2 protein-coding genes are annotated in these 1,376 nt (G+C 32.1%); one reads left to right on the top strand and one right to left on the bottom strand.

Annotated features, from left to right (window positions below; translation table 11 throughout):
* Positions 1-284: 284 nt before the first annotated feature.
* Complete coding sequence (murI, locus tag ACJML3_RS09625; protein WP_406022733.1) at positions 285-1,064, bottom strand: glutamate racemase; 780 nt, start codon at positions 1,062-1,064, stop codon at positions 285-287.
* A gap of 73 nt (positions 1,065-1,137) precedes the next feature.
* On the opposite strand from murI, the gene ACJML3_RS09620 reads away from it, so the two are divergent.
* Positions 1,138-1,376 (top strand): hypothetical protein (locus tag ACJML3_RS09620; protein ID WP_406022731.1); only part of this gene is annotated, 239 nt, incomplete at its 3' end.

Genomic DNA, 1,376 nt, shown 5'->3' with positions numbered 1-1,376 from the left:
CAATCTGAGCCATGATCAAACTCTTCGAAAATAAAGATTTTGATTTTTTGTGTTCCTTCAGCTCTCGCTTTCAACACTTCGTTTTTTTTGTCCCTCTTCCGAGGGCCCACACAGATTGTCCGTACTGATTTTTAAAGATCTGCATTAACGCTTGGTTAATGTTCGTTGTCGTTCGTGACAACGGAAATGCATTATAGACTTTTTTTAATTCTTGTCAAACATTTTTTTAAATTTTTTTTAATATTTTTTTGATCTTTTTATCAATTCTGATTTTTATGCGATTCTTATAATTCAAATTTTTCTAATTTTTTGAAGCCGAATTTTCTCACCATCTGCAATCTGTCGTCATAATTTTCTAGATTACCTGTATAAAAAGCTCTATCTTGCTTTTCATTTGTTTCTATCATTGTAGATTCTTTTATTACTGTTTTTACTCTTCTTCCTATAGCTTCACCAGAATCAACCAGTCTTGTTTCAGGCATTACTTCCTGTATCACATCCTTTACAAATGGATAATGTGTACAGCCTAATACCACTGTGTCAGGAACAATAGGAGCGTTTGTAAAAGGATCTAATATTTTTGAGACTGCTTTTTTATCTACCTTTCCTGTAGTCAGTCTGTTTTCAGCAATTACAGCTAAATTAGCGTTTCCGACTTTTATTACGTTGCAGTCACTTGCAAATGAATCTATAAGATCGTGGGTATATTTTCTTGATAATGTTCCTGGAGTTGCCAATATTCCTATTACTTTATTTTTAGATAATTTTGCAGCAGGTTTAATTGCAGGCACTACTCCAACAATTGGAAGTTTAATATGACATCTTAATTCTGGAAGTGCTACCGTACTTGCTGTATTGCAAGCAACTACAATAGCGCTCAGTTCAAATCTTGAACAAGCAGCTTCAATTAATTTATCAATTCTTTCAATTAAAAATGATTCTGTTTTATTTCCATAAGGAAAGCATTCATTATCGAAAAGATAGTATGCCTCAATTTCATTATTCAGCTCTTTTACTGCCTTAAATACGGACAGTCCGCCAACACCTGAATCAAAAAAAAGCACTCTTTTTACTTTCACTTTTGGCTCTAACACTTTAAGATCTCTATGTTCAAAAAATTATTTAGGACCGCCTACTATGTTACAGACTTTAATTGGAAAAACCGATCCTCAAAATTACGATCAATATCTTAAAGAAAAAATCTCTAATGTGGTTACATTATTTAAAAAAAATAATCTAGCCATTGATAATTACAGTGTTTTTGAATCTCCAAAAGAATACTACAGAATGCGTACTGAATTCTGTATATTCTTTAATGAAGACAGATCTGATTTCAATTTCTGCATGTTTGAACCTAACACAAAACCAAAAAAGAG

The organism is Succinivibrio sp. (assembly GCF_045124615.1).
Lineage (GTDB): Bacteria > Pseudomonadota > Gammaproteobacteria > Enterobacterales > Succinivibrionaceae > Succinivibrio > Succinivibrio faecicola.
The sequence above is the reverse complement of the archived record's forward strand: the minus strand, read 5'-3'. Positions and strand labels throughout refer to the sequence as shown.